Source organism: uncultured Dokdonia sp. (assembly GCF_937910895.1).
GTDB lineage: Bacteria > Bacteroidota > Bacteroidia > Flavobacteriales > Flavobacteriaceae > Dokdonia.
This window is the reverse complement of the sequence record NZ_CALEMI010000052.1, coordinates 1-21044: the sequence shown is the minus strand read 5'-3', so window position 1 is coordinate 21044 and position 21044 is coordinate 1. Positions and strand designations below refer to the sequence as shown.

Below are 21044 nucleotides of genomic sequence, written 5' to 3'. Positions count from 1 at the left end.
TAAAATACCTATTTCGTATAGGTGTCAACACTAACCAAAACCAATACTTTGCTTACAACTGATATCATAGAACAATGTAAACGCAACGATCGAAAGGCGCAGTTGCAACTGTACAATAAATACTGTGATGGTATGTACCACGTGGCTTTTCGATTTTTGAAAAATACATTTGAAGCAGAAGAGGCGATGCATGAGGGATTTATAAATGCCTTTGCAAAACTACATCAGTTTACAGGAGATGTGACTTTTGGAGCCTGGTTAAAACGTATCGTGATCAATAAAAGTCTCGATATGATTAAGGCAAAAAAAGCAACCCTGATTCCGCTTAATGAAGAAGTGATAGGCAAAGTAGACGATGATACCGAAGATTGGGATGTAGATGATCATGTAACGGTAGATCACGTCAAGAAAACAATCGCTGAGTTACCTGAAAAATATCGCTATCCGCTTATGCTATTCCTTATTGAAGGATACGATCATCAGGAAATATCAGAAATTTTACATATAACAGAAGTAGCTTCTCGAACCATGGTGCACCGCGGTAAGAAAAAGTTACAAGCACAATTAAAAAAAGAAAGCTATGGCACAGGATCTTAGAAAAATGCTAAAGCAAGCAAAAGAAGAGCATACCATGCAATTAAGAGAAGGACATCAATCTCGTTTTGAAGACCGTCTTACAAAAGCATTACCACCACAGGATGAGACCCATGGCGGTTCTAAAAAAGGTATTTTCTTTTTTATGAAAATAGCAGCGATGCTTCTGGTAGCTAGTGGTATTATTTGGGGAGTGGCTAAGTACGCTTTCGCGAAAGCGGACACAGAACCCACCTTCGTTTCTACAGAAACAAAAGAGTTACCAAAAGAAGAAAGAGTATTACAGTTAAGTGATCTTTCTCCAGACTTTAAAAAAGTAGAAGATTACTACCTCGCGAGTATCAATGTAGAGTTAGCAAGATTAGAAATTAATGATGAGAATCAAGAATTAATCGATGCTTTCTTAAAACAATTGAGTGCGCTGGATGAAGAATACAAACGACTAAACAAAGAGATTACAGAAAGCGGAATCAGTGAAGAGATGGTAACTGCCATGATTGATAACTTAAAATTACGTGCAGAATTACTATCAAAACTGAAACGAAAGTTAACCGAAATAAAAGCATCTCAAGAAGATGCGATTCAAACGATCTAAAAAATTTTAAATATAATGAAGACAACAAAAATAAATTGGTTTCTTATAGCCGTCTGCATGATGCTATCAGGAAGTGTACTTGCACAAGCCAAAAAAGAAAAGTTAAATGAACGTTTTAACACTAACAAGGATGTTGAAATAGAAGTAGACACACGCTATGTAGATGTGATTTTTGAAACTTGGAATAAAAATGAAGTTTCTGTTGAAGCGTTTGTAGAAGGGAAAAATACAGACCAGGCATTAAAAGATTGGAATCTATCTGTAAATGGAAATAGCGATCGCATACGCATAAGTAGCTCTAGTGGATATAGAGGTGATGATACCGTGATTCATCTAGATGATCTGGATAATATTAATCTAGACTTGAACTTAGAAGAATTAGTAGGCGGGACATTAAGTATTGTAGAGCCTGTACTAGAGGGTATTGTTGGACCTGTCCTAGAAGGGCTTATGGGAGCACCATTACCTGTAGAGTTTTATGAAGAATTAGGAAAAACAAAATTTGATCACGAGGCATATCGTAAAGAAGGAAGAGCGTATTTAAAGCGTTATGAAAAAGAGATGGAGAAGAGTTTTGGTCCTGAATTTGACAAAGCCATAGAGAAGTGGGAAAAAGAAAATAATTTTTCTGAAAAAGGATTTTTAGGAGGAGCCTTAAGTGGTCTTATGGATATTCCTAGATGGCCATTTGGAGATACAGGGAATATGAACTTTAATGACAATGAGTATCGTAAAGACAAACAAGATTATGTCAATAAGTTAAATAGAAAGTATGATACCAACGTAAAAGTAAGAGAAGTAGATGCTTGGTTAGAAGACATGGAAAAATGGGGAGATGCTTTTGAAAGCGACATGGAAGCATGGGGAGAAGACTTTGAAATCAAAATGGAAGGTTTTGAAAAAGCAATGGAAGATTGGGGAGAAAACTTTGGTGAGTCTATAGAAAAAGCGATGGAAAACTGGGGTGAAGACTTTGGAAAAGACATGGAGAAATGGGGAGAAGAGCTAGGTAAAAGAGTAGAGAAGTGGGCAGAAAAGCATGAAGCTGACTGGGAAGAGCGTCATACGGAAGATGAGCACGGAAATAAGAGTTCTAGCTTTCATTTTAATTACGATACCGACCGTAAACCTAGTCGTGATGTAAAGCGTACCATTATTATTAAAATGCCTAAAAAGGCAGCATTAGATCTTAATGTACGTTATGGAAAAGTAAAAATGGCTGCAGTATACAATCCTAAAGCTATGATATCGCACGGTAGCTTTGCTGCTACAAACGTTGATGGAGGGAAAACCTCCATCAACGTTTCATATAGCCCTATCAATATAGGCTTTTGGAATGGAGGTTCCCTAGAGGCGAGTCACGTAAAACAATGTACGATTGCAAATGCAAAAGATATTGCATTGACTTCAAACTCTAGTAATGTTATTATAAATACTCTTTCTGGCGCAGGTCTTTTTTCAGGTTCCTTTGGGCAATTATCAATTCCACAAGTAGTAGATGATTTCGGATCATTGACTATTATTCTTGAAAATAGTGATCTTGTGTTGAATTTACCAGATAGCGCTTTTAATTTTAATTTTAGTGGAGAGCTTAATGAGTTTTTAGTACCACGCCAATTAGAAACGAAGACCATAAAGAGTAATAAGACTTCTATGGTAAATGGTTTTCATAAATCTCGTAATACAGCCAATGTGATTACTATTACAGCAAAGTATAGTGATGTGGTATTAAAATAATTACCTACCTACCCAATTTATTAAAAAGACCTCAACAACGGTTAGTAATCCCACCGCTAGTATAGAAAGCCCATATCCTATCCATCTTGCTTTTTTTGTTCTGGAGATCGTTGCGATTTCTAGTATTTTTTTTACAGCTTCTATAAGCTGTTTTTTGTTGTAATAGAGAATATAACAACACATCAGGAAATACAAGATTGCGCTTAACATAGCACCTCCAGAAATCTCAAAAAAGGCGTCAACGACAATGATGTTGAGTAATATTGGGATTAATATAGTAACGCCTATTATTTTTGTTTTATTGAAAAGTAACAATCCGCCACCTAGTATTTGGGAGATTCCTATAAACCAAATATACCCTGTAGAAAACCCAAAAAAGGTCCAAGCCAAATCAAAACTTCCCACATCTGCAATAGGAGTTTTAGCAATCTCTTCCGGAAGGTTTCCTACTCTGTGAAACTGTCCTCCCATTATTTTCCCGATCCCATACACCCATATTTTTGACCATACATAGAGTCTACACGTTAGTTCTAAAATCCAAAGATGCTGCTTCATAAATGTTGTTTTGTAATAGGACTGTCTTTTTACGAGTCTCGTTACAGAAGAAGTAGTATTTTTGAAGTAATAAATTAGTATATGAAGTCATTTTTAGTAGTATTGATTACGTTTTTTAGTCTTTCTGTTTCTGGTCAAAACAAAGAGCGAAAGGATGCTAGCTTTGGTAAAATTACGCAAGAAGATTATGCGTTGAAGGTATATGATAAGGATACAACGACTGCAGCTGTGGTTCTCTTTGAAAAAGGCAGAAATACATTCGAAATTATAGGAAATTACATCAGAATTGTTAAAGTTGTTTATAAAAAAATTAAAGTTTTTGATGTCAACCGATATGAAGGAATAGAAGTTAGTATCCCCTATTATCACACAAAACAAACATCAGAAAAAGTTGTTGATATAAAAGCGGTTACCCATAACGGTACTGAAAAAAAATATATTGATGAAAAAATTATTTTTGATGTTGATCTTTCTGAAAAATGGTCTGAAAAAAGATTTACATTTCCAGATGTTCAGGACGGCAGTATTATAGAATATACTTATAGAATAGAATCTCCTTTTATTTTTAATTTCGGAAACTGGGATTTTCAAGGAGATATTCCTAAAATGTATAGTGAGTTTAGTGCAGATATTCCCGGTATTTATATGTACAACAGATCAATTACAGGGTTGAAAAAATTAGATATAGAAGAATCTGCAATAAAAAAAAATTGCTTTGAAATTTCAGGTAAAGGAGCTGCAGATTGTGATAGCTCTGTTTATGCTATGTATGATATGCCTAGATATTCAGAAGAACCTTATATGCTTGCTAAAGAAAACTATATTTCCAGATTATCTTATCAGCTGACACAGACTATTAATTTTGATGGCGATATCAAAAAATATGCGAAGTCTTGGGAAGATGTAGAAAATGAATTTAGCAATGAAAAAGATATGGGGAGACAATTAAAATATGCTTCCTATTTTCAAAAAGTAATACCACAAGAAATTTTTGAAATATCTAATGAAAAAGAAAAAGCAACGGCTATATATAGATTTATAAGGGATCATTATACATGGAATGAGAATTATCGTATTTTTTCTGATATACGAGTGAAAGATGCCTATGAAAAGGGTAAGGGTAATATCGCAGAGATTAATTTAGCTCTTATCAATACGCTCAAAGCCGCAGGTATTGAAGCCCAGTTAGCACTATCCTCTACACGGGATTATAAAATCCCTTCATCAGTATTTCCTGTGTTAACAGAGTTTAACTATGTGCTAGCCTATCTAACAATAGATGACAAAACATATTTGCTAGATGCTACAGATAAGCTCTTATCTTTTGGCGTGCTTCCTTTTAAAGTTTTTAATACTAAAGCAAGGATCATGGATTTTGAAAATGGAAGTTATTGGTACCCTATTAATTCTCAAACACGTAATATCAACTATACTGAAGTCAAATTATCTATTAATGAAGATTTAGAAATAGAAGGGGATGTAAAGAATATGTACTCTGGACAATTGGCGTATGCTAAAAGAAATTTAATACGTGATGAAGGACTTAATTCAATCTCGCAAGAATCAGTGGATTTTGAATTATATAATGAGGTTATAGAAAATTTAGATGATGTGAAAAAGCCACTTATTATTAGTCACTCCTTTGTTTCTGATCTAGAAGTACGTGGAAATGCTTTATATATTTATCCTTTTCTTCTGAATACAAATTTCAAAGAAGCTATTTTTAAATCAGAGGAAAGACTATACCCTATTGATTTTGGATATACAAAAGATATCACTTATGCTATAGATTTTACGATAAGCGACATATATCAAATACTTGATGTTCCTAAAAATAAACATTATATCTTGCCTAATGGAGCAGGAGAATGTAAAGTCTTTTTTGATATTAGTGGTAATAAAATTTCGTGTAGATTTAGATATCAACTTAAGAAGACTTCTTTCTATGCCTCTGAATATGATATTCTTAAGAATTTTTATACTGAAATAGTAAGCTTGCAAGAAAATAGCATTATTAAAATAGGAAAAATATAATATGGTTTTAATAACAACCCTAACTTCAGATTTTACACCAGTAGTTTCATCTCAATTCAATTCATCAGCGTATACTCCTTTAGATTTATCAAGTACAAACAAAACACTAAATGTAGAGATTTTAAAAGATCCTGAAAGGCATCATGCCCAATTGCTTAATTTTTTAAAAGAACGTCAAGCCAAAGTAGCCTATGGAGGCTATCTAGAACAACGCAAGTTATATGATCGTTCTGATTATTTTCAGGCAGCTACTCCAGATGACAAAAGAAACATCCATTTAGGAATTGATTTATGGTGTGATGCGGGTACTTCTGTTATAGCACCATTGGACGGAACGATTCATAGCTTTCAAGAGAATACTAATTTTGGAGATTATGGTCCTACCATTATTCTCAAGCATGAGATGGAAGATGACACATTTCATACGCTGTATGGGCATTTAAGCAGAACGTCTTTGGAAGGATTAGAAGTAGGAAAAAAAGTAAAAGCAGGAGAACAAATTGCAACGTTAGGAGCACCTTTTGAAAATGGCGATTATGCACCCCATTTACATTTTCAAATTATCATCGATATGCAAGGTAAAAAAGGAGATTATCCAGGTGTTTGCTCTAAAAATAAGTTGCCTTTTTACAAAGAGAATTGCCCAGACCCTAATCTGTTGTTGAAAATCTATTAATTATCTTGATCCCTCGACAAACTCAAGATAAACTTTAGGAGAGATACTTCAAAAGCTATTAGCTATTATTAGTTGGATACTGGTCAAAGATTTATATAATATTTTAAGTACAAATCCATTCAGAAAAGAGTTTTCTCTTCTAAGAAGGAGGGTGAGGGAGGTGTGATTTTTCAAGTTGTTTAGATCGTAATAAGAAATGGTCTATTTTCTATAAGCCAAGCGATCTGTACTCTTTTATCAGACAATAAAAATTACTTACCAATCACAAATTTCTCAATCGCCTTCGCCACCGCATCTTCTTTATTTGTAAACGGACTCACATAATTTGCCAAGGCTTTCAGTTGATCGGTGGCATTGGCTACCGCGACGCCGAGTCCAGCATGTTTAATCAACTCTTCGTCATTATGATTATCTCCAAAAGCGATGACACGATCCATTCCAAAGTGAAATTCCTGATTCAATAAAATACGAAGTGCTTTTGCCTTATCTATATGTTTTGGTGTGATCTCCAAATAGGTGTCTTTAGATCTGTATAAATGAACAACATCAGCAAACAAACCTGAAAGATGTGTTACGATACTATCTATTTCTTTAGCGTCTCCCATACACATGAGCTTGTGAGGAGTTCTCTGTGTGGTGTTAAGTGTTTCTAGGCTCTTTAACGCAGATTGATATGTAGGGGTGACTCTTGTGTTATTTATTTCGCGTAAGCTCCAAAAATCCTCTTGATCGGTATACCAATCATCATCTGCATAAATGCTTAAGTTGTAGGAGTGCTTGGTATGATGCGGTAGCAATGCTTCCAAAAGGTCTAAAGGCATCGTATTACTTTCTATACAGACACCATTTTTACCTAAAATAAGCCCTCCATTATATGCAATAAGTGATGCGTTTTTAATCCCCAATCCTTCTTGTAAATAATGCATGGCGCTAGGCATACGAGATGAAGCGAGTATAATTGGAAAATTCGCTCCTACCTTATCGGTAGGCAGGTTCGCAAAAGCGTTTAAAGTAGCATTACTCAAATACCGATCCGTATTGAGTAAGGTGCCATCTATATCTGTGCAAATCAGGTGGTACATATTTGGTTTAGGAGTTTAAAACACGCGTTTAAAAGATAGTAATCAGAAAATTATATTAATTTTCGATTTTCTCTATCATCTCTTTAAATAAGCCTAATAAAAATGTTAGTTTTCCAGAGTCCCCTGCAGCGTTAAATTTTTGATTCTCAATTTTTACACCATACCAATCTTGTGCTCCATTTTCGTTAAGTATCCATTCTACATTAATATTAGCTATTGAAGTGTTGGATATATCAATTTCAACATCCCATCCTGGATTGTCTAAAGTGGTTATTTGGATACCTCCATTATGTTCCCAATCTCCGTTACAATTATCCTTAAACCAATTCTGTATCCAGTCTAAAATTTCCATCTGCATTATGTTTTAAATTAAGTAGTTTTTATAAAGGCTTATATGCCATCACCTTAATTTCAACCACTAGATGCGGATGCGGTAATTGATGTACGGCAACCGTTGTACGGGCAGGACCTGTTTCCTTTTTGAAATATTCTCCATACACCTGATTGTAGCCTGCAAAATCATTCATGTTCACCAAAAACGAAGTCACATCTACCACATCTGCCATGGTTGCGTTTTCTGTCGCGAGATAATCTTTGATGTTTTCTAATACGGCACGGGTTTGCTCTTTAATATCCAGATGCATGGTACCCATTTCATCTATTTTGTTGACACCTGCAAACGTATTGTCAGGAAGTCGGCTGCTGGTACCAGACACAAATAAAAAATCGCCTGCACGTTTCACGTGCGGATAGGCTCCTCGCGGACTCGCTTTTCCTTCTACTAAATTACTGCTCATGGTTTTTGTATTTTAATCAACTTTTTATTCAATTAGCTCTCGACTGCGCTCGAGATGACATTTGAATTTTATTTAGATTTATCGATGTTGTCAGTTCGAGCCTTTCGACTTCGCTCAAGACAGGCTTTAGTCGATACCCCATCTATAAATTTTCTACAATTGCATCATCGTGCAAAATGTCATTCGTTTCTTGTTTTACTTTTTCTAATTTCGCTTTAAGCGAAAAATCCTCAGGAAGCGCACCTTCATCTAGTAAGCTGAGGATGGCTTTGTCTTGTGCTCTCCCACGTAACATCGCTTCTCTATAGCCTATCGCCTCGTTGAAAGTGACCAAACTATACTTAGAATAATAGTCGTTAGGAAACTCTTTTTCAAAAGCCGTTTCTAATTTTCGTTTCTCTTGAAATATTGGGTTTGCCGTATGTTCTTTCATCTCATGGAAGTTATCGACGGCAAGATCAGCAATCGCATCGGTATCTTTTTTGCGGGCTTTTTCGTATTCTTTAAAAACGGTTTCCCAGTTGCCATGATATTTGTCAAGAACAGCATCAAAAACGACTACATCTTCAAAACTCGCATTCATCCCTTGTCCATAAAACGGAACAATCGCATGCGCGGCATCGCCCAGAATACAGGTCTTTCCAAAAGAATGCCACGGACTACACTTAATCGTTCCTAACGGACCTGTTGGATTATCTTGAAACTCTTGAATCAAATTTGGCATCATTGCCACCGCATCGGGGAATTGTCGTGTGAAATATTCTTCAATCGCTTTTGGGGAGTTCAGCGATGCAAAGCTATCTGGCGCATCGTCATAGTCCAAAAATAAAGTCACGGTAAAGCTCCCATCCAAGTTTGGTAATGCAATAATCATATCACGTCCTCGCGGCCAGATATGAAGGGCATTTTTCTCTGTACGATAGCCACCACCTTCTGCTGGTGGAATTGACAGTTCTTTATATCCGTGTCCTAAGTATTCTTGAGAAAAACTAAATAAAAACTTCCTACTTAAGTACATACTCTTACGTACGGAAGATCCAGCACCATCGGCACCCAGAATCACATCTCCAGAAAAGGTATGCATCTCTTTTGTCGTATATTCTTCAAACGTAGCCGTCGCATTTTCTAAATCCACTTCTTGACACGCTAGATTATAATGAATGGTAAGATCATCAAATTGATCAGCGGCATTGAGCAACATTTCATTCAAATCACTACGCGATATCGAATTGATATATTCATCAGTACGCCCACTATACGGACTAAAAAATGTATTTCCTTTCGGATCGTGGATCATACGCCCATTCATCGGGATGCATAGTTTACGAACTTCTTTTTCAAGCCCAACCAGTTTAATCCCGGTCATTCCTCGATCTGAAAAAGCAAGGTTGATAGACCGCCCAGCATCTTGATGTACCTTTCTAGGATCAGGACGTTTTTCTACCACCGTCACTTTATAGCCTCTTTGTACCATGCGGAGTGCTAATAGCGAACCACAAAGTCCTGCGCCTATAATTAATATGTGTTCTTGTTTTTTCATCTTTTCTTTTCATTCCCGCGAAAGCGGGAATCTTATAAATTATTTTTTATTTCCCCTCAATTTCTCCATCTCTTCTGCAATCGCAATTTCTTGTGGACATCCCGTATTCTTTAATTGGTGTACAACTGCCGTATGGTTTTTATCATCCCTGTTTTGAGATAGTTTATACGCTGCTTCTATAGAAGAAATAGCGACTTCAAAACCAATGATGCCATTCATTTGCCGCAATGTTTCTTCGGAAAGATTTTCCATACGCACAGGGTTTTCTTGCTTATCCTCGTAGGTTTGCATTAAGGTCTTTACAGAACTCCATAGTCCTTCTTGATCTAATATCGTTAATTTTCCGCGAACGTGCACGGCAATATAGTTCCAGGTGGGGACTTCTTCAAAGTCATACCAACTGCTAGAGACATAACTATGTGGACCATTAAAAATACATAAGACTTCACCGCCGTCTATAATATGTGCACATTGCTCATTTGCTTTTGAAATGTGTGCGTGTAAAATCTCAGTACCACTTTCTTTTTGTGCATATTCTAAAGGAATATGTGTAGCAAGTGAAACCCCATCTTTGTTGGTAATAAAGATGCCAAAACTATTCGCTTTTATAAACGCTCTGATTTGTTCTGGGTTTTCGTTTTTATAGATTTCTGGTATGTACATCCCTCTCTGTCTTGCAGACATCTCTCCCAAAGGGAGAGAATACTATCTTACTTTATAAAATTTGTTTTAATCGCAGTACAAGTTCATACACATCTTCATAACTTGTGTACAAAGGCGCAGGCGCCAAACGAATCACATCGGGTTCTCGCCAATCTGAAATCACACCAGCTTTTGTTAATTGATCGTGCAAACTACGATCGGCATGTTGAACTTGAATCGATAGTTGGCAACCCCGTTGCTCAGGATCTCTAGGTGTAATGACCGAAATGCGATCGTTGTCTAAATCATCTAGTAAGTATTCCAAATAGCCTGTAAGCTGTATTGATTTTGCACGTATGTTTTTCATGCCCGCTTCCGCGAAAATGTCTAAAGAAGCTCTCACCGCCGCCATTGATAAAATAGGAGGATTGGATAATTGCCATCCTTCGGCGGATGGGATGGGGTCAAAGCCGTGTCGCATATTAAAACGCGTATCTTTATTATGTCCCCACCAACCTGCAAAACGATTGAGTTCTTTGTCGTGGTGATGACGCTCGTGTACAAAACAACCACCCAAACTTCCTGGTCCACTGTTGAGGTATTTGTACGAACACCAAACGGCAAAATCAGGTCCGTTTTTATGTAAATCTGGCATAATATTGCCCACACCGTGTGCGAGGTCAAAACCGACTTTACTACCATTAGCATGTCCTAATTGTGTGATTTTGTCAATAGGGTAGCATTGTCCAGAATAATAATTAGTATTTCCTATTAAAAAGAGCGCGATACTTTCTCCGTGTTCTTTGACCAATGCTTCTAAATCTTCATAACGACATAAATCTTCTCCTTCTCTTGGTTTCCATAGAATCAGGCTTTTGGCAGGATCGTGTCCGTGATGTTTGATCTGACTCTCCACCGCATATCGATCTGATGGAAAGGCGTCACTTTCTATAATAATTTTATGACGTGTAGGAGTGGGTCTGTAAAAAGAGACCATCATAAGGTGTAGGTTGGTGGTGAGTGTATTCATCACAACGACCTCACTGGGTAAGGCACCTACGATGTCTGCCATTTGATTAGCAAGAAACTCGTGATACGGCATCCAAGGATGTTCAGCTTCAAAATGCCCTTCTACGCCCAGGTTTGCCCAATCATTGAGTTCTTGCTCAATATACGTGGCTACCGATTTAGGCTGACAACCGAGACTGTTTCCGCACATATATATAAGCGGATTGTCATCTGTATCTACAGGGAGATAAAAACGATCTCTATAATGAGCAAGTGGGTCTTGGGTGTCTTGCGCTTTCGCGAAAGCGTGTGTATTTTGATACGTAGTTTTGGATGTGGTCATTAGAAAATCTTATGCCCATAAAAATACGCATTATACGGCGATGTGAAAAGAAATTTACGTAAACGTTTTCGTAACTAGATGAATATTTTTTGACTTTTATACTTTCTGATTTAGTAGTTTTGACGCTATGAATTCTCTGTTTTTAATCCTTTCGCGAAAGCGGTATTTTGCTCCAGTATGGGTGTTTGCATCCATCAATATTATGGTGGGAACATGGGTACTTTATATTCCAAGAGTGAAAGAAAAATTGGCTATAGATGATGGAGATATTGGGATTGCTTTATTTTGCTATGCTATTGGGGGGCTTTTTGCAGTTACTTTTTCTTCAAAAATTATCGATGCTATAGGAGTGGGGAAGGCTACATTGTATGGTATAGTCATTTTTGCGTTACTTTTTTTATTTCCTATCATAGCTCCATCATTGGTATTATTGTGTATAAGCCTATTTATAGCGGGTATGAGTAGTGCTTTTACCGATATAGCAATGAATGCCCTTGTGTCTGAATTAGAAAAGGGAGATGAAGTTAATTTTATGAGTGCTGCTCATGCTTTTTTTAGTTTAGGAGGTGTTTTAGGTGCAGGAATAGGGAGTCTGGTTATTGGGGCTGTAACAGTTCCTTTTATTCATATCGCTATTGTGGCACTCGTCATTATACTGACTAATATTTTATTGTCTAAAAAATTTATAGCAATTGCAAACAAGTCAATTGAGAAGGAGAATGCAGGATTTTCGCTAAAACTATTAAAGCCCCTTTTTGCTTTAACAATTATCTCTTTTATTGTTATGGGTAGTGAAGGATCATTAGAGCAATGGAGTAAACTATATCTTGAAGATGTAGTTGGAGTAACTCTGGAATGGCTAGCTGGTTTTGGGTTTGTTATTTTTAGTGCTGCCATGACTATAGGGAGGTTTTTTGGGGATGAGGTGAGTTCTCGTATTGGTTCTTATCGTATTATTATTTATGGATTGCTTATCGCGATTGTGGGGTATATGGCTATTTTATCCCGATCACAAGGTCTCAGTTTAGTTGGATTTGGTCTTGTCGGGATTGGGTTTTCTGTGATTATTCCAGAATTATTTCGAGTGGCGGGAAAAGCAAAAGGAGTGACCTCTTCTCAAGGGATTTCTATCGTCGCAGGGATGGGCTTTACAGGGTTTATGGCGGGACCTGCTATTATGGGATCTTTGGCAAATGCATTTTCTTTATGGGCAAGCTATTTAGCACTGGGAATTGCGAGTGGTATTGCACTTGTAGCGGCAATTCTACTATTTTTAAAAAGACGATAACTCCATTTTTCAAAAAGCCCCTTTTATACGCTACATACTATTCAATACTTCCTATCTTTGCATGCAATGACAAAAGAGGCTATACAATCACGAGTAGATTTAGGAGAATTACTTCCGTTAATGGAAGAGTTTTATACCATTCAGGGAGAAGGATATCACAAAGGAACCGCCGCATATTTTATACGAATAGGCGGATGTGATGTGGGTTGCCATTGGTGTGATGTAAAAGAAAGTTGGGATGCGGCGATTCATCCACCTACTGAAGCTGTTACGATAGCCGATAATGCCGCCAAATATAGCGATACGATTGTCGTCACTGGTGGAGAACCTCTGATGTGGGATATGAAGCCCTTAACGTCTTTGCTCAAAGAAAGAGGCTTGCAAGTCCATATAGAAACGTCTGGAGCGTATGATCTTTCTGGCGAGTGGGATTGGATTTGTCTTTCTCCTAAAAAACGAATGTTGCCTAAAGAAGAAGTGTCTCAAAAAGCTCACGAACTTAAAGTGATTGTGTATAACAAAAGTGACTTTTCTTTTGCCGAAGAGCAGGCTACAAAAGTGTCTAAAGACTGTATTTTATATCTCCAACCAGAATGGTCTGTGCGTGATAAAATGGTGCCACTTATCGTAGATTATGTGATGGCAAACCCAAAATGGAAAATCTCTTTACAGACGCATAAGTATTTGAATATTCCTTAATATTCGTTTTATACCCATACTCGTAAAAGAGTAGGAATTATTTTTCAATGTAGTATTTTACCTAAACACTATATGTCCTATGAATACAAAATCAATTGTTTTAAGTTTTTTTATAGCTTTTATAAGCATAACTCTCGGTGCGCAGGAGTCGCTACCTTCTTTTATAAAAGATAGTTTAGATACCTACTTGCAATCAGAACAAAAGCAATGGAAAATACCAGCGCTTGCTGTTGCGATTATAAAAGATGGCAAAATTGTCAAAACGTATACAAATGGAGTTACAGATTATGAGTCTAATACGCCTATAGATGAGAATACGCTGTTTATGATAGGGAGTAATAGCAAGGCATTTACAGCAACACTTATGGCAACTTTGGAGCAAGAAGATGCATTTTCGCTTAAAGATCCTGTTGTAAAATGGTTGCCTTATTTTAAATTACACGATCCATGGCTCACTCAGAAAGTTGATATTGTAGATGTATTATCTCATAGAGTTGGATTTGAAACATTTCAAGGAGATTTTTTGAACTTTGATAATGAGCTTACATCTGAACAAATTATAAGAAAGTTTGCATTAATAACACCTACACATCAATATAGAGAGACGTGGGGATATTTTAATACGGGATATACAATTGCTGGAGAAATTATACAATCGGCGACAGGGAAAACTTGGGCAGAACAATTACAAGAAAAGATTTTTACGCCTTTAGAGATGCAAAACTCACTAGCGTTATCTCAGGATATTGTGAAGTCAAATAATAGAACGCTCGCACATACGATTATAGATGGAGAGCCTGTGGTCATTGACTATGGAGATATAGATGCAACGGCTCCTGCTGGAAGTATCTCTTCTTCCATTGCAGATATGAGTAAATGGGTAACCGCATTATTAGCAGATGGGAAGTACGAAGGGAAACAAGTCATTCCTGTAAAAGCAATTACAGCCACGAGAACACCAAGATCTATTGTGGGTACTGCTAAATATCCTTTTAGTTTATATGGTTTAGGGTGGGATATTGAAGCGTATGGTGAGCATAAACTTATTATGCACACAGGTGGTATTCATGGGTATTTAACCTCAGTTACAATGGTTCCAGAACAGAATTTAGGAATCGTTATTTTAACAAATACAGATAGTAATTACCTTTATGAAGGACTTAAATATGATATTTTAAATGCATATTTTAAAAACCCACATAGAGGAGTTAGTAATTTATATTATGATTTTTTTGAGAAAAATCAAAACGAAAAAAAGAAACAAAAAGAAGCCTGGTTAAAAGAAGTTGAGGAAAAAAATAAACCAGCAGTAGCCCTTTCTAAATTTGAAGGAACGTATGTAAATGATGTATACGGTTGGATTAAAATTAAAAAAGAAAAAGGGGATTTACATATAGATTTCGAACACCACAAGGATCTCAAAGTGACGTTGAAGCATACAAAAGACAATAACTTTCTGGCAACCTTTAGCAATGTTCTTTACGGGCAATCAATTTTCCCTTTTGAAGTTGTAGATGGGGATGTAAAAATGTTTACACTCAAACTTGATCCGCAAGTAGAGCAAACTACCTATGATTTTTACAAGCAGTAATACAGATAAGGAAGATTCTTAATTACGCTTTCGTAAACTTGCCTCACTGGTAGGCAGGAGCGGAAACAGAATATAAAAGGCATCTTTTCCATAATTAATCTTATTTTTAAATCTGATTATAAACGATATATGAACGTACATTTTATAGCTATAGGCGGTGCAGCCATGCATAACTTAGCCTTAGCATTACATCATAAGGGATACCAAGTCACAGGAAGTGATGACACGATTTTTGATCCGTCTAAATCTCGTCTCGAGAAGTATGGATTATTGCCAGAAACTTTTGGATGGTTTCCAGAAAAAATAACAACCAACTTAGATGCTGTTATTTTAGGAATGCATGCCAAAGAAGATAATCCAGAGTTGCATAAAGCACAAGAATTAGGGCTTACCGTCTATTCATATCCAGAATACTTATACGAGCAATCTAAAAATAAAACCCGAGTGGTCATAGGTGGATCTCATGGAAAGACCACGATTACGTCTATGATTTTGCATGTGATGCATTATTTGGAAAAAGAGGTGGATTATATGGTGGGCGCACAATTAGAAGGATTTGAGACCATGGTGCATCTTACCGAAGAGAATGACTTTATTGTATTGGAAGGTGATGAGTATTTGAGTAGTCCGATAGATAGGCGTCCTAAATTTCATTTATATAAACCGAATATTGCATTGCTAAGCGGGATTGCTTGGGATCATATTAACGTATTTCCAACGTTTGAAAATTACGTGGAGCAGTTTCAAATCTTTGTCAATAGTATGACGAATGGTGGTGCGATGGTGTATAATACAGAAGATGCAGAAGTCGTAAACGTCGTCGAAAATGCGACGGCGCATATCAAGAAGTATCCCTATGAAACGCCTCATTATGAAGTTGAAGAAGGGGGGACCTTATTAGATACTCCAGAAGGATTAATGCCTATAGAAGTGTTTGGAAAACACAATTTAAATAATTTAGCTGGCGCGAAATGGATTTGCCAACACATGGGCGTGGTCGAAGAAGATTTTTATGAAGCGATCGCCACCTTCAAAGGTGCCTCCAAGCGTTTAGAGAAAATAGCAGAAAGCACTAGCAATGTTGCTTATAAAGATTTTGCACATAGCCCTTCCAAAGTAAGTGCCACCACTAATGCCGTCAAAGAACAATATCCAGATCGTACACTAGTAGCATGTTTAGAATTACACACCTACAGCAGTCTCAATGCTGAGTTTTTATCAGAATACCAAGGAGCCCTAGATGCGGCAGATGTTGCAGTAGTATTTTACTCTCCGCATGCGGTGGAGATTAAAAAATTAGAAAAAGTAACAGAACAACAAATCGCCATGGCTTTTCAAAGAGACGACCTTATTATTTATACCGATCCAACTCAATTTAGAGAGTTTTTATTCGGTCAAACTTTTGAGAATACTGCCTTACTACTCATGAGTAGTGGTAATTATGGCGGATTGGATTTTGAGGAAGTGAAGCGGATTATTTGATACAATACGTATGAGATACTTTTTATGCTTTGTTTTATTTTTTAGTTATACGATAGCTTGTTGTCAAAACAGCTATGTCTTTGATCAAATCTTAGAATACGAAGTGACAAACCCTCAAGAGTTAGTTCAAAAAAAGAATGAACAACGCTTCTATTTTGTCAATTCAAAAGATAATTCCTATGTGGCCATTGCTACACAAAGAAAGGATAGTATGTATAGTCTCATTTTTAGAGATGATCAAAAAGATAAAATTGCAGAACTAACCGTAAGTAAAGAGACTCTTCTTAACGCAAACGATTTACGTATTAAAAAGAAGACATTTAAAGGAAATACCTATAGAAATCCTGTATCTATAGGTGATTATGATCTTGTGGTAACACCGCATGATTCTTTGTTAAGCGTCTATACATATTCATATAACAAGTCAAAAGGCAGTAATCAATATCTTACAAAGAGTCATATCCTAGTTGTAGATAAAAGTGTAGATCGTTTAATGATTGGTGTGGGATTCGGTGATTATTATTCTTTATTACCTTGGGGAGATCAATTTCCAAAAGGATTGATTCGTGAATCCTTAACAGAGCGTTTAGATGGTTCTGTAGTGTCTTATTGTATTTTAATAAACGTTCTTAATAGAAATAAGACGTTTGTCATAGAGTAGTGAAATCTTAGTATATTTTTTTACATTTTTAAATGTAAAAAAGAGATTTCAATAGTCTCTACAATGAAATTTTTCAAGATTTCGTTTTTCTGATGTCTACTTTATTCACACCCCAAACTGTCTCAAGTGGTGATCCAAATGCTTGTATTGCATCTTACCATATTGCTCTTTTGTAAATTTCCCAAAAGATGGATGTATAGGCCACTCTTCACGATCTCGTTTGCTGTCAAATTCATCTAGCAAAGCTTCCAGCGCCTTTTTTTCTTCTATAAATACTCTAGGAACTGTCTCTTTTAAAGCCTTTGCCGTTGGAAGTCCTTTTCTCCAAAGCTTATCATCATACATCGATTTTTTAAATAATAGATTGATCAGCCAATTCGGTTTAAAGCCGTAATCTTCTTTTTCTAGGATAATTTTTAAAGGCGCCTGACAATGATGTAACATTTGTCCAGCGGTCATCTTACCCCATTGGCGTTCGCTGTTTTCTGAAAGGGCATCAAGACGTGTGCGTATCTCGGTATATGCTTCTTGGTCAAATAGTGATTTCATCGGATAATGTTAATTTAGAAACGTGATTTATAGCTAAAAGTAACCCATTAAATTTACTATAAATAATTCTTACTGTAAAAGTTATGAATCTTATAATTACTTTTTTTACTTTAGTAAGGTCAGAAAAATAAGTTTAATTATGTCAGAAAAACAAGTTTCATTCTCGATCAAGAACTGGTCGGAGGATGACAGGCCTCGTGAAAAATTAGTAAATAAAGGTCGATTAGCCCTTTCAGATGCAGAACTCATAGCCATCCTTATTGGATCAGGTAATCGAGAAGACAGCGCTGTAGGCTTAAGCAAACGCATTCTAGCCGCTTCGTCAAACAATCTTTCAGAATTAGGAAAGCGTTCCATTAATGACCTCATGAAATTCAAGGGAATTGGGGAAGCAAAAGCGGTTTCGATTGCAGCAGCACTCGAACTTGGAAGACGGAGAAATGGAGGTGATTCGCTTTCGCGAAAGCGTATAACATCCTCCTCCACAGTATTTGAAATATTACAACCCATTATTGGAGATCTGCCTCACGAAGAGTTTTGGGTCGTATATCTTAATAACTCTAATAAGATTTTAGAAAAACAACAATTAAGCAAAGGAGGGATTACAGGAACACTAGTCGATGTGCGATTGGTGCTCAAAACCGCATTAGAGCTTAATGCAGTTGGGATTATTTTAGCACATAATCATCCTTCGGGAACCCTGAAACCTAGTAAGTCCGATATACAGTTGACTCAAAAGCTAAAAGTGGCTTCGTCTAGCTTAGATGTGAAAGTATTAGACCATATTATTGTAACCGAAAAGGCGTATTTTAGCTTTGCCGATGATGGCTTGATTTAACCCTTTTTTACTCTCAATTTCAATGCTACTTGTTTATACCCATAAAATTACGCCTAGAGTTATCTATACTTTTAAGCATATATGTACACGAGTATTAGGGATAAAGGTGTCTTTTACGAGTAAAGTAGAAGATTTTGTAGCGCATGACGGCCCTAAATTATCGTATACATACAAACAATTAGGGAACGAATTGCATGTTAGTGCCGTCGATCTTCTTTTTGAACAAGGTGTTATGGATGTAGATATTCAATTGCAAGATTGGAAAGGCATACCTTGTTTTTTTGCTTCAAAAGTTCCGAATGCAACAATTCCCTATGATATATTTGGTGCTACTTTTTATATGTTAAGTCGGTATGAAGAATACTTACCACACGTAAAAGATGCATTAGGGCGTTTTCCTGCAAGTGAGAGTATAGCCTATAAGAATAATTTTTTAGATCGCCCCGTTGTCGATATTTGGATACAGCGTTTTAAAGAGATTGTAACGATGTCTTTTCCCGAGTATACGTTAAAAGAATCTCAATTTTTAACGCAAGTTATTATTGACGTACCTCAGGCGTTTGCTTACAGAAAAGTAGGATTTTTACGAACTGTGGGTGGGTATGCCAATGATTTTATTAATTTTCGCTTAAAGCGAAATTTCATACGCACACAAGTACTGTTAGGATTACGTAAAGATCCTTTTGATATATTTAGTTGGTTAGTCAATGTTCAAAAACAATCCTTATCTCAGTTTAAGCTATTTTTTGAACTAGGCGATTATACCGCCGATAGTAAAAATATAAAATACAGTAAACGTAGTTTTCAATCCTTAATAAAAATGGTAGGAGACTATTCAAATGTGGGGTTGCTTGTCTCTAAAAACGCATCACAATCTATAGACGTTTTGAAAGAAGAAAAAAAACGGATAGAACATATCACAAACAGGCCTTTAAAGCAAACTAGAATCACTGATTGTAAAATCATATTGCCCAATAGTTATAGGGATCTTTTGGATCAGGAAATCGTAGAAGATTACACGATGGGATATCCTGATATTCCTGGTTTTAGAGCGAGTACTTGCACTCCATTTTTATTTTACGATCTGGATTATGAAATACAAACTCCGTTGATGATATATCCATTCTGTATCCACATAAATGCTATTATTGATGCTCATAAGCAAACCATAGATAGCGTACGCTTAGAAAGAATTAAAGAGGCTGTAAAAAAAGTACATGGATTATTTTTGATTGCTTTTTCAAATTCAGATTTCACCAATGTCTACAGTAAAAAAATATTTAGAACCTTATTAACTACCAATGAGTAAAGAGATAACAGACGTTTTTTTTGATCTTGATCATACCTTGTGGGATTTTGATCGTAATTCAGGATTGGCATTTGCCACTATATTTGAGAAGAATAAGATTTCGTTAGATTTACAAGGATTTTTAGAAGTATATTCTCCTATTAATTTCCAATATTGGAAATGGTATAGAGAAGAAAGAGTGACCAAATCTCAGTTGCGCTATGGTAGATTCAAAAAGACATTTGATACACTCAACATGAAAGTGACAGATGATACTATTGATAAACTTTCTGAAGATTATATACTGCATCTACCTGATCACAACCACTTGTTTGATGGTACGATAGAACTTTTGGACTATTTAAAAAAAGACTATAAACTTCATATTATCACAAATGGCTTTGAAGAAGTCCAAATGAAAAAATTGAAAAGCTCAAATATTGATACTTATTTTGATACTGTAACGACTAGTGAAGCAGCAGGTGCAAAAAAGCCAAACCCACGTATTTTTGAAATCGCACTAAATGTAGCGCAAACCACGCCAGAAAAAAGTATGATGATAGGGGATACTTATGAGGCAGATATCTTGGGAGCAGAGCGTATGAATATGAAAACAATTTGTTATAACTATCACAATTTAAAAATGCCCCATACGCAAGTTGTAGTACGTGATTTGTTAGAGATATGTAAGTATTTATAGCAATATACTTATCAAATATGCGTTTTTAGTTAAATTAGTAAATTCCCCCAAACTATGAAATATGTACAGCGATGTATATCTGTGGTCGTGTTCATGATCTCATTCTTAGGATGTGTTTCTTGTGTAAGTGATGTAGATTTTGATCAGACACAAGATGTTGTATTCAATCAAACAGTAGATGCATCTCTTATTTTCTTTACACTAGACACGTCAGATTTTGAAAGTGTAGATACACAAGAAGCAACAATCACAGTACGCGATACCACTCGATTAGAATTTCTTAATGATGATTTTATACGAGAAAACTTAAGAGAAGTTACGTTAGACTTTCAGGTAGATAATAGC

General features: G+C 36.2%; 22 protein-coding genes. 14 read left to right on the top strand and 8 right to left on the bottom strand.

All coding sequences use genetic code 11. The features are described from left to right. The first annotated feature begins 48 nt into the window (after positions 1-48). The 3 genes from Q0505_RS06580 to Q0505_RS06570 are packed head-to-tail and all read left to right on the top strand — an operon-like array spanning position 49 to position 2926. Positions 49-597, top strand: coding sequence for a sigma-70 family RNA polymerase sigma factor (locus Q0505_RS06580; protein WP_299210613.1), 549 nt, complete (start codon positions 49-51; stop codon positions 595-597). Then, positions 581-1189, top strand: coding sequence for a hypothetical protein (locus tag Q0505_RS06575; protein WP_299210406.1), 609 nt, complete (start codon positions 581-583; stop codon positions 1187-1189). The genes Q0505_RS06580 and Q0505_RS06575 overlap by 17 nt, the downstream gene beginning before the upstream one ends. A gap of 15 nt (positions 1190-1204) precedes the next feature. After that, positions 1205-2926, top strand: a complete 1722-nt coding sequence (locus Q0505_RS06570; RefSeq protein WP_299210404.1) for a hypothetical protein — start codon at positions 1205-1207, stop codon at positions 2924-2926. Here Q0505_RS06570 and Q0505_RS06565 read toward each other — a convergent pair whose 3' ends face one another. Continuing rightward, positions 2927-3481, bottom strand: coding sequence for a hypothetical protein (locus Q0505_RS06565; RefSeq protein ID WP_299210402.1), 555 nt, complete (start codon positions 3479-3481; stop codon positions 2927-2929). 81 nt (positions 3482-3562) lie between these two features. On the opposite strand from Q0505_RS06565, the gene Q0505_RS06560 reads away from it, so the two are divergent. Both Q0505_RS06560 and Q0505_RS06555 read left to right on the top strand, forming a co-directional pair. Continuing rightward, positions 3563-5515, top strand: a complete 1953-nt coding sequence (locus Q0505_RS06560) for a DUF3857 domain-containing protein (protein ID WP_299210400.1) — start codon at positions 3563-3565, stop codon at positions 5513-5515. 1 nt (position 5516) lies between these two features. After that, on the top strand, positions 5517-6191 hold the full coding sequence (locus Q0505_RS06555; protein WP_299210398.1) for a peptidoglycan DD-metalloendopeptidase family protein: 675 nt from the start codon (positions 5517-5519) through the stop codon (positions 6189-6191). Positions 6192-6442: 251 nt separating this feature from the next. Here Q0505_RS06555 and Q0505_RS06550 read toward each other — a convergent pair whose 3' ends face one another. From Q0505_RS06550 to kynU, 6 genes are all read right to left on the bottom strand, one after another. After that, positions 6443-7273, bottom strand: a complete 831-nt coding sequence (locus tag Q0505_RS06550; protein WP_299210396.1) for a Cof-type HAD-IIB family hydrolase — start codon at positions 7271-7273, stop codon at positions 6443-6445. A 55-nt stretch (positions 7274-7328) separates the two neighbouring features. Next, complete coding sequence (locus Q0505_RS06545; RefSeq protein ID WP_299210394.1) at positions 7329-7625, bottom strand: immunity 53 family protein; 297 nt, start codon at positions 7623-7625, stop codon at positions 7329-7331. 28 nt (positions 7626-7653) lie between these two features. Then, entirely contained in the window at positions 7654-8070 is a 417-nt protein-coding gene (locus tag Q0505_RS06540) for a RidA family protein (RefSeq protein WP_299210392.1), read from the bottom strand. 142 nt (positions 8071-8212) lie between these two features. Then, the gene (locus Q0505_RS06535; RefSeq protein WP_299210390.1) at positions 8213-9610 is read right to left on the bottom strand and encodes an NAD(P)/FAD-dependent oxidoreductase; all 1398 of its coding nucleotides are present in this window, start codon (positions 9608-9610) and stop codon (positions 8213-8215) included. A 39-nt stretch (positions 9611-9649) separates the two neighbouring features. Beyond that, positions 9650-10273 carry an FMN-binding negative transcriptional regulator gene (locus Q0505_RS06530; RefSeq protein WP_299210388.1) on the bottom strand — a complete coding sequence of 208 codons (624 nt, stop codon included), beginning with the start codon at positions 10271-10273 and terminating at the stop codon, positions 9650-9652. A gap of 52 nt (positions 10274-10325) precedes the next feature. Continuing rightward, positions 10326-11603 (bottom strand): kynureninase, encoded by a 1278-nt coding sequence (kynU, locus tag Q0505_RS06525; protein WP_299210386.1) that lies wholly within the window; start codon positions 11601-11603, stop codon positions 10326-10328. 127 nt (positions 11604-11730) lie between these two features. Here kynU and Q0505_RS06520 point away from each other — a divergent pair, with 127 nt between their 5' ends. The 5 genes from Q0505_RS06520 (at position 11731) to Q0505_RS06500 (ending at position 17324) form a co-directional block, all read left to right on the top strand. Continuing rightward, on the top strand, positions 11731-12891 hold the full coding sequence (locus tag Q0505_RS06520; RefSeq protein WP_299210384.1) for an MFS transporter: 1161 nt from the start codon (positions 11731-11733) through the stop codon (positions 12889-12891). Positions 12892-12957: 66 nt separating this feature from the next. Beyond that, positions 12958-13590: a 7-carboxy-7-deazaguanine synthase QueE gene (locus tag Q0505_RS06515; RefSeq protein ID WP_299210611.1), complete on the top strand. Its 633-nt coding sequence runs from the start codon at positions 12958-12960 to the stop codon at positions 13588-13590. Between the two features lie 79 nt (positions 13591-13669). Further along, a complete protein-coding gene (locus Q0505_RS06510) occupies positions 13670-15181 on the top strand; it encodes a serine hydrolase (RefSeq protein WP_299210382.1) in 1512 nt (503 codons plus the stop codon). A 129-nt stretch (positions 15182-15310) separates the two neighbouring features. Further along, positions 15311-16663: a Mur ligase family protein gene (locus Q0505_RS06505; protein WP_299210380.1), complete on the top strand. Its 1353-nt coding sequence runs from the start codon at positions 15311-15313 to the stop codon at positions 16661-16663. 10 nt (positions 16664-16673) lie between these two features. Next, entirely contained in the window at positions 16674-17324 is a 651-nt protein-coding gene (locus Q0505_RS06500; protein WP_299210378.1) for a hypothetical protein, read from the top strand. Between the two features lie 105 nt (positions 17325-17429). Here Q0505_RS06500 and Q0505_RS06495 read toward each other — a convergent pair whose 3' ends face one another. Continuing rightward, positions 17430-17873 (bottom strand): DUF1569 domain-containing protein, encoded by a 444-nt coding sequence (locus Q0505_RS06495; RefSeq protein WP_299210376.1) that lies wholly within the window; start codon positions 17871-17873, stop codon positions 17430-17432. Positions 17874-18012: 139 nt separating this feature from the next. Here Q0505_RS06495 and radC point away from each other — a divergent pair, with 139 nt between their 5' ends. From radC to Q0505_RS06475, 4 genes are all read left to right on the top strand, one after another. Then, positions 18013-18711 (top strand): DNA repair protein RadC, encoded by a 699-nt coding sequence (gene radC / locus Q0505_RS06490; RefSeq protein ID WP_299210374.1) that lies wholly within the window; start codon positions 18013-18015, stop codon positions 18709-18711. A gap of 22 nt (positions 18712-18733) precedes the next feature. After that, positions 18734-20020, top strand: coding sequence for a polysaccharide deacetylase family protein (locus Q0505_RS06485; protein ID WP_299210372.1), 1287 nt, complete (start codon positions 18734-18736; stop codon positions 20018-20020). Further along, the gene (locus Q0505_RS06480; RefSeq protein WP_299210370.1) at positions 20013-20699 is read left to right on the top strand and encodes a YjjG family noncanonical pyrimidine nucleotidase; all 687 of its coding nucleotides are present in this window, start codon (positions 20013-20015) and stop codon (positions 20697-20699) included. Before Q0505_RS06485 ends, Q0505_RS06480 begins: the two co-directional genes overlap by 8 nt. 54 nt (positions 20700-20753) lie before the next feature. Then, the coding region (locus tag Q0505_RS06475; RefSeq protein ID WP_299210368.1) for a hypothetical protein at positions 20754-21044 on the top strand (291 nt) is incomplete at its 3' end.

Excerpts from the sequence above, each read along its gene's own strand:
- Q0505_RS06575 (WP_299210406.1), top strand. The coding sequence starts at position 581 with ATGGCACAGGATCTTAGAAAAATGCTAAAGCAAGCAAAAGAAGAGCAT.
- Q0505_RS06570 (WP_299210404.1), top strand. The coding sequence starts at position 1,205 with ATGAAGACAACAAAAATAAATTGGTTTCTTATAGCCGTCTGCATGATG.
- Q0505_RS06565 (WP_299210402.1), bottom strand. The coding sequence starts at position 3,481 with ATGAAGCAGCATCTTTGGATTTTAGAACTAACGTGTAGACTCTATGTA.
- Q0505_RS06560 (WP_299210400.1), top strand. The coding sequence starts at position 3,563 with ATGAAGTCATTTTTAGTAGTATTGATTACGTTTTTTAGTCTTTCTGTT.
- Q0505_RS06555 (WP_299210398.1), top strand. The coding sequence starts at position 5,517 with ATGGTTTTAATAACAACCCTAACTTCAGATTTTACACCAGTAGTTTCA.
- Q0505_RS06550 (WP_299210396.1), bottom strand. The coding sequence starts at position 7,273 with ATGTACCACCTGATTTGCACAGATATAGATGGCACCTTACTCAATACG.
- Q0505_RS06545 (WP_299210394.1), bottom strand. The coding sequence starts at position 7,625 with ATGGAAATTTTAGACTGGATACAGAATTGGTTTAAGGATAATTGTAAC.
- Q0505_RS06540 (WP_299210392.1), bottom strand. The coding sequence starts at position 8,070 with ATGAGCAGTAATTTAGTAGAAGGAAAAGCGAGTCCGCGAGGAGCCTAT.
- Q0505_RS06535 (WP_299210390.1), bottom strand. The coding sequence starts at position 9,610 with ATGAAAAAACAAGAACACATATTAATTATAGGCGCAGGACTTTGTGGT.
- Q0505_RS06530 (WP_299210388.1), bottom strand. The coding sequence starts at position 10,273 with ATGTACATACCAGAAATCTATAAAAACGAAAACCCAGAACAAATCAGA.
- kynU (WP_299210386.1), bottom strand. The coding sequence starts at position 11,603 with ATGACCACATCCAAAACTACGTATCAAAATACACACGCTTTCGCGAAA.
- Q0505_RS06520 (WP_299210384.1), top strand. The coding sequence starts at position 11,731 with ATGAATTCTCTGTTTTTAATCCTTTCGCGAAAGCGGTATTTTGCTCCA.
- Q0505_RS06515 (WP_299210611.1), top strand. The coding sequence starts at position 12,958 with ATGACAAAAGAGGCTATACAATCACGAGTAGATTTAGGAGAATTACTT.
- Q0505_RS06510 (WP_299210382.1), top strand. The coding sequence starts at position 13,670 with ATGAATACAAAATCAATTGTTTTAAGTTTTTTTATAGCTTTTATAAGC.
- Q0505_RS06505 (WP_299210380.1), top strand. The coding sequence starts at position 15,311 with ATGAACGTACATTTTATAGCTATAGGCGGTGCAGCCATGCATAACTTA.
- Q0505_RS06500 (WP_299210378.1), top strand. The coding sequence starts at position 16,674 with ATGAGATACTTTTTATGCTTTGTTTTATTTTTTAGTTATACGATAGCT.
- Q0505_RS06495 (WP_299210376.1), bottom strand. The coding sequence starts at position 17,873 with ATGAAATCACTATTTGACCAAGAAGCATATACCGAGATACGCACACGT.
- radC (WP_299210374.1), top strand. The coding sequence starts at position 18,013 with ATGTCAGAAAAACAAGTTTCATTCTCGATCAAGAACTGGTCGGAGGAT.
- Q0505_RS06485 (WP_299210372.1), top strand. The coding sequence starts at position 18,734 with ATGCTACTTGTTTATACCCATAAAATTACGCCTAGAGTTATCTATACT.
- Q0505_RS06480 (WP_299210370.1), top strand. The coding sequence starts at position 20,013 with ATGAGTAAAGAGATAACAGACGTTTTTTTTGATCTTGATCATACCTTG.